5 protein-coding genes and 1 rRNA gene are annotated in these 6,873 nt (G+C 56.9%); 1 reads left to right on the top strand and 5 read right to left on the bottom strand.

Annotated features, from left to right (window positions below; all coding sequences use genetic code 11):
• Together QZ302_RS07785 and leuB are read right to left on the bottom strand one after the other, a co-directional pair.
• A 16S ribosomal RNA gene (locus QZ302_RS07785) occupies window positions 1-268 on the bottom strand; the annotation flags it as partial.
• Between the two features lie 409 nt (window positions 269-677).
• The gene (gene leuB / locus QZ302_RS07780; RefSeq protein ID WP_294594239.1) at window positions 678-1,748 is read right to left on the bottom strand and encodes a 3-isopropylmalate dehydrogenase; all 1,071 of its coding nucleotides are present in this window, start codon (window positions 1,746-1,748) and stop codon (window positions 678-680) included.
• A 77-nt stretch (window positions 1,749-1,825) separates the two neighbouring features.
• Between leuB and QZ302_RS07775 the strand changes: the two genes are divergently transcribed.
• Window positions 1,826-1,978: a hypothetical protein gene (locus QZ302_RS07775; RefSeq protein WP_294594237.1), complete on the top strand. Its 153-nt coding sequence runs from the start codon at window positions 1,826-1,828 to the stop codon at window positions 1,976-1,978.
• 601 nt (window positions 1,979-2,579) lie between these two features.
• Here QZ302_RS07775 and QZ302_RS07770 read toward each other — a convergent pair.
• The 3 genes from QZ302_RS07770 to leuC all read right to left on the bottom strand — a co-directional run bounded on the left by QZ302_RS07770 (window position 2,580) and on the right by leuC (window position 6,560).
• Window positions 2,580-4,109, bottom strand: a complete 1,530-nt coding sequence (locus tag QZ302_RS07770) for an alpha-isopropylmalate synthase regulatory domain-containing protein (protein WP_294594235.1) — start codon at window positions 4,107-4,109, stop codon at window positions 2,580-2,582.
• Window positions 4,110-4,141: 32 nt separating this feature from the next.
• Window positions 4,142-4,738 carry a 3-isopropylmalate dehydratase small subunit gene (gene leuD / locus QZ302_RS07765; RefSeq protein ID WP_294594233.1) on the bottom strand — a complete coding sequence of 199 codons (597 nt, stop codon included), beginning with the start codon at window positions 4,736-4,738 and terminating at the stop codon, window positions 4,142-4,144.
• Between the two features lie 427 nt (window positions 4,739-5,165).
• Window positions 5,166-6,560 (bottom strand): 3-isopropylmalate dehydratase large subunit, encoded by a 1,395-nt coding sequence (gene leuC, locus QZ302_RS07760; protein WP_294594231.1) that lies wholly within the window; start codon window positions 6,558-6,560, stop codon window positions 5,166-5,168.
• Window positions 6,561-6,873 lie beyond the last annotated feature (313 nt).

Raw genomic sequence — 6,873 nt, 5'->3', positions numbered from 1 at the left:
GTTACCTCACCGACTAGCTAATGTCACGCATGTCTATCTTATGCCGATAAATCTTTTATGCCCGAAAGATGCCTCTCTGACACTTATGGAGTATTAGGCCGAATTTCTTCGGGTTATCCTCCTGCATAAGGCAAGTTACATACGCGTTACGCACCCGTGCGCCGGTCGCCATCATAGATTGCAAGCAATCCATATGCTGCCCCTCGACTTGCATGTGTTAGGCCTGCCGCTAGCGTTTATCCTGAGCCAGGATCAAACTCTCCATTGTAAAAAATGAAAATTTTCTGACGATTATACCTCTCGGGAAACTTATCTGAAATATCTGCGGTATTCCTAAAAACACCCTCAGACATCCAAACCTTGCCCCGAGCGGCGGAAAGCATCTGACGACACCCTCCGAACCGTCTCCTGTGCTCCGGTTTCTTTTCTACCTGTTTCTTTTATTGACTAAGCTTTCTTTTCCCACCTATCTCTAGGCGGTGAGCCATTACTGGCTCCTAAACTTGTACTACAACTGCAATACTTCAATGAACTTTTGCGGGTGCAAAGATAAGGACTTCTTTTCCTATTCTCCAAATATTTTCAAAATTATTTTTGGATTTTCTTTGCTATCCGCCCCTATCTGACTGTAAATCAGCCGATCTTCGACCTAAAAATTTCGCCGCTACAAGTGTCGCTTACACATGGGCGGCGACGAAATCGCCCACTTCGGTGGTCGAATAGGCTTTTTGCCCTGTTGTGGAGGGATCGATCAGGTCTTCGGTCACGACTCCGTCGGCAATGGCTTGTTCGACGGCGGCGCGAACGGCGGCTCCTTCTTGCGCGAGTCCGACGTGTTCGAGCAGCATGGCGGCGCTCAATATGGTGGCCATCGGGTTGGCGATGTTCTTGCCGGCTGCCTGCGGATAGGAGCCGTGAATGGGCTCGAACAGAGCGACTTCGGCCCCCAGCGATGCGGAGGGGAGGAGCCCCAGGGAGCCGCTGATGACGCTGGATTCGTCGGTCAGGATATCGCCGAAGAGGTTTTCGGTGACTAACACGTCGAAGTAGGTCGGGCGCTGGATGATCTGCATGGCGGCGTTGTCCACGAACATGTAATCGACTTGTACGTCAGGATATTGCGGGGCCATCTCTTTGGCGATCTGACGCCACAGACGCGAGGTGGCGATGACGTTGGCTTTGTCAACGACGGTGAGTAGTTTGCGCCGTTTCCGGGCTTGTTCGAAGGCGACTTTCAGGATGCGTTCGATCTCTTCGCGGGAGTAAACGCAGGTGTCATAGGCTACATTCCCGTCTTCGCTCCGCCCTTGGGGACGACCGAAGTACATCCCGCCGGTCAGTTCGCGGATGCACACGAAATCTGCGCCTTTGACCCGCTCTGCTTTCAGGGGCGAGCGTTCCACGAGGGAGTCGAAAACGACCAGCGGGCGCACGTTGGCGAACAGGCCCAAGGATTTGCGCATCCGCAGCAATCCCTGCTCGGGACGCACTTTGGCGGAGGGGTCGTTGTCGTATTTGGGGTCGCCGATGGCGCCGAAGAGTACGATTCCGGCTTCCTGGCAGATCCGGTGGGTCTCGGCGGGGTAGGGATCGCCGGTGACGTCGATGGCACAGGCGCCGACGAGGCCTTTCCGATAGGTAAAGGTATGCCCGTACTTGGCGCCGACGGCGTCGAGGACTTTCACGGCTTCGCCGACGATCTCGGGCCCGATGCCGTCGCCGGGCAAGAGGGCGATGTTCAGGTTCATGGGTATCTGGTTGTTATGTTTCTTTAATTTATTTTCGTAAATCCGCCGCCCCGGGCTACCGCCATCAGGATACGGGTATGTCGGGCAGCCTCGGCAGCTATGGTTACAGCTGGTCTTCGGGGGTCAGCAATACTGAAGGCATCATCTTGAATTTCCGTATGACATGGCTCTATCCCAGCAACCCGGTCAACCGTGGCTACGGTTTTCAGTTGCGTTGCCTCTCGGAATAAACGGACGCACAGCGTCTTTTACTGGCAGCCTCTACCCTACTTTTTTGTTTGACGTTGGCGGCCGAAGCCTGCGGGGCCTACAGCAACGTGAGTTGCGGGCCTCCGCGACGGGAGGCTTCGGCCCGCGCGACTCTACGAGTCGTAAGAGCAAAGCCCATTCGTCGCCCCATTCTGTTGGTTTCGGCCTTGTCGCTTTTAGTTTAAGCGGGTCGCCGCCAGCGGTGAGCGCAACGAGCTCCGCTGGTGCTGCTCGGCACTCAAAAGCTGGGAGTGTCTACTCCTAAACGTCGCCCGCGGCAATTCTTGCCGGATTGGCCGAGTGCCAACCGGCAGAATATGCCATCTTAGGCGGGAGGGCGCGCCCACAGGGCGTTTTACTGGCCGCCTCTACCCGATTCTCTGTTTCGCGCGCCTGGGGAAATCTTGTCAAAACGCACAAGTGCATTTTGACGATTTCCCTCTTTTGGCGGGGCGCGCGGCTTTGACTACAGGAGGAGACTGCCCTCGGGCCGGGCAGGCCCCACGTCCCGTGGACGGGAAATGCTGCGCATTTCCACTGGCAGCCTCAACTCCATTCTCTGCACGCGCCTGCACAACTTGCCTACCCTCGCTGCTCGATCTTGTTCAACATCTTCACGGTCGCCTTGATGGCGGCAATGGTCTGGTCGGCATCCAACCCTCGGGTCTTGAACCGTACGCCGCTCTGTTCCCACGTAATCAAGGTCTGTACGAACGCGTCTGTCCGGCCTCCCGGAGGAATGCTCACGGAATAGTCGGCCAGAATCGGAAACTCGCGACCGAGCTGCTCGCGGTAAATCGCCCGGACGGCCGACACGAACGCATCGTACTGACCGTCCCCGGCCGAGGTCTGCTGGTAGCTCTGGCCATGAATCTCCATCTTCACCGTGGCCACCGGACGCAGCCCCTGAGCCACCGAAAGCGAATAGTTCAGAATCCGCACCGCATCCTGCTCGCCGTCTCCCGAATTGCCCAGCAAGTCCGAAACGATATACGGCAAATCCTCGGCGGTCACAATCTCTTTCCGGTCGCCGAGCTCCACGATGTATTGCGTCACGCGGGTCATGGATGCCTCATCGAGTTCGATTCCCAGCAGCTCCAGATTCTTACGGATGTTGGCTTTGCCGGAGCTCTTCCCCAAGGCATACTGCCGCGTCCGCCCGAAACGCTCCGGAAGCAGGTCGTTGAAATAGAGGTTGTTCTTATTGTCCCCGTCGGCGTGAATCCCGGCGCACTGGGTAAAGACGTTCTCGCCGATGACCGGCTTATTGGCCGGAATCCGAATGCCCGAATAACTTTCGACCACCGTGGAGACATGGTTCGTCCGCGCTTCGTCGATCCCCATTTCGGCGTTCAAATGGTCATGCAAGGCAGCGATAACGGAAGAGAGCGGTGCGTTTCCGGCCCGTTCGCCCAGCCCGTTGACGGTCGCGTGCACGCCCTGTATCCCCGCTTTCACTGCCGCCACGGTATTGGCCACCGCAAGGTCGTAATCGTTATGGGCATGGAAATCGAACCGCAAATCCGGATACCGCTCGACCATAGCCCGGCAAGCTTCGTCGCATTCCCACGGTTCGAAAACACCCAAGGTGTCGGGCAGCATGAACCGCCGAATGGGCAGATCCCGCAAGGCGTCCACCATACGATATACGTACTCGCGCGAGTGGCGCATCCCGTTCGACCAATCTTCGAGGTAGAGATTGACGGCGATCCCCCGCTCCGTGGCCGCCGTCACGTCACGACGAATGTCTTCGACATGCTGGTCGAGAGTTTTCCGCAACTGGTACTTGCAATGTTTCTCAGAGCCTTTGGTCAGCAGATTGACGACGCGGCCGCCGCAGGCGGCGATCCAGTCGAGCGATACGCCTCCGTCCACAAAACCGAGCACTTCGATCCGATCGAGGTACCCATTCTTCGTCGCCCACTCCATAATCCGGCTCACGGCCTGCCGCTCGCCTTCGCTCACCCGGGCGGAGGCGATTTCGATGCGGTCCACCTTGATGTCGGTCAGCAGTAACCGCGCCAAGCTGAGTTTCTCCTGCGGCGCGAAGGAGACGCCGGAGGTCTGCTCGCCGTCGCGCAGGGTGGTGTCCATGATCTCGACTCTGGGCATGGGTTTCGGGTTCAATGGGTTTGAAAATCGGACTATGCGCGGGTCTGTTCGTAGCGCGCCACTTCGGGCCGAAGGGTCACGAGGTAGTCTACGTCGTCGTACCCGTTCAACAGGCACTCTTTCTTATACCCGTCGATGGCGAACGACTCGCTGGCGCCCGTTGTATTATTTGTGATGGTCTGGTTTTCGAGATCGACGGTGAATTGCGCCCGGTTGTCTTTCTCGATGGTGGCAAAAATCCCGGCCAAAAACTCGGGACTCACCTGGATGGGCAACAAACCGTTGTTCAGAGCATTATTCCGGAAAATGTCGGCGAAAAAGCTGCTCACCACAACCCGAAACCCATAATCGTAAATCGCCCATGCGGCATGTTCGCGCGATGACCCGCACCCGAAGTTATAACCGGCGACGAGAATCGTCCCTTCATATTTGGCCTTGTCATTCACCGGAAATTCGGGAATCAGCCGGTTATCCTTGGTATACCGCCAGTCACGGAACAAATTGTCACCGAACCCTTTACGCTCGGTGGCTTTCAAAAACCGGGCGGGGATGATCTGGTCGGTGTCTATATTCTCGATGTTCACGGGCACGGCGCCGGATACGATCTTCACGAATTTTTCTCTTGCCATCTGTCTGATTAATATAACTTGTTCGATTACTGTGTTTGCCCGGGAGGGTACTGTTCTTTTTAACTTCGCTCCGCTCGTTTTCCTCCTCGCCGCTCGGCAATTGGCAAACTACGTTTGCATTGCACTCGCTGGCAGCGTCGGTTGTGAACAAAAAGAACCAAAAAAACTTTAGATGGATGCTTGCGCATCCTAAAGCTGCCGGCGACCCAACTCTCGGACTGTTCGTTGGGCTGTGGTTTTCCGGCGCGGGCGCATTAGGGTAATACCTGCATTATATGCGCCCCGCCGAGAAAACCCAGCCCGACAGACTTACGAAGAATGAGGACTGCGGAGCCTAAGGCATAGCGTAGCTATCATGAAAGTCTTTTGGGTACCTTTTCTTCAGAAAAGGTACAGTTCCATGCGGGTAGACACGGTAAACGAACGATTATTTTACAAAAAGTTCACGTGGGTCGGTAATGCGTCCCGTGATCGCCGCAGCCGCAGCGACTAAAGGACTCGCCAAAAGCGTCCGCGCTCCCGGTCCCTGACGCCCTTCGAAATTACGGTTCGACGTCGAGACCGCATATTTCCCCGCCGGCACCTTGTCGGCATTCATCGCCAGACAAGCGGAACAGCCCGGCTGCCGAAGCTCGAAGCCCGCTTCGTGGAGGATATCCAGTAAGCCCTCCTCGCGCACCAGCCGTTCCACGATGTGCGAGCCCGGCACCAGCCACGCCACCACATTGTCGGCCTTTTTGTGCCCCTTGACCGCATGGGCGAACAGCCGGAAATCCTCGATCCGCCCGTTGGTGCAGCTCCCCAGAAACACATAGTCCACCGGTTTGCCGAGCATCGCCTCGCCTGCCTTGAAATCCATGTATTCCAACGCCTTGACGTCCGATTCCGATGCCGGCGCAGGAATGACGCCCGTAATCGGCAACCCCATCCCCGGATTCGTCCCGTAGGTAATCATCGGCTGGATATCCGCCGCATCGAACCGGTACTCCTTGTCGAACACCGCATCCGGATCGCTGTACAAAGTCTTCCAATACGTCACTGCGCGATCCCAGTCACCGTTTTCGACCGATGGGGCATGTTCGCGCCCCTTGACGTATTCGAATGTCGTTTCATCCGGCGCCACAATCCCCCCTCTGGCCCCGCACTCGATACTCATGTTGCAGAGCGTCATCCGCCCTTCCATCGAAAGGCTTCGTATCGCCGAGCCGGCAAACTCGATGAAGTGTCCCGTTCCGCCTGCCGCCGTAATCTGCGAAATGATGTAAAGCGCCACATCCTTGGCAGTCACCCCCTCGCCGAGTTGTCCCTCGACGGTGATCCGCATCTTCTTGGGTTTCGGCTGCATGATGCACTGCGAGGCGAAGACCATCTCGACTTCCGACGTCCCGATCCCGAACGCCACGGCCCCGAATGCCCCGTGCGTCGAGGTATGGCTGTCGCCGCACACGATGGTCATCCCGGGCTGGGTAAAGCCGTATTCCGGCCCGATAATATGCACGATCCCGTTTTTCGGATGGTTCAGCCCGTAGTAATTAGCGATCCCAAACTCTTTGCAGTTCTTGTCCAGTTGGTCGAGCTGGGTTTTCGACTCGCCCGGTTCGAGCGGTTTGTCCTGATTGAGCGTGGGCGTATTATGGTCTGCGGTCGCGGTGGTCTGATCTGGGCGGAAAATCCCGATTCCCCGCGCTCGCAATCCGCCGAATGCAACCGGCGAGGTCACTTCGTGGATATAGTGCCGGTCGATATAGAGCACCGACCGCCCTCCGTCGAGCTGCCGCACGACGTGGGCGTCCCAAACTTTATCGAACAGTGTTTGTCCCATTCTATATACTTGATTTATTGTCTTTTGAACGTTTTCTTCGACTTTGAGGTCGTCATCTCTTTTGCGCGAGACGAACACACAAAAGTATTTTGATGCTTTGTTCGCGCGCCTGGGGCTACATGCTCGGGCCGCGCAGGCCCGAGGGCCCGCGGTGGGCAATAAACTGTGTCGGCCCAATTCTGTTCGCGCGCCTTGGGAAATCTTGTCAAAACGTGCCAGCACATTTTGACGATTTCCCTTTTAAGGCGACGGCGCGCGGTCGAGCTTTGACCCGCCTAAAACTGGCCTCGGGCCGGCCGGGCCCCACGTCCCG

It is taken from the genome of uncultured Rikenella sp., from assembly GCF_910579375.1.
GTDB lineage: Bacteria > Bacteroidota > Bacteroidia > Bacteroidales > Rikenellaceae > Rikenella.
This window is presented reverse-complemented; position numbering and strand designations above follow the sequence as displayed.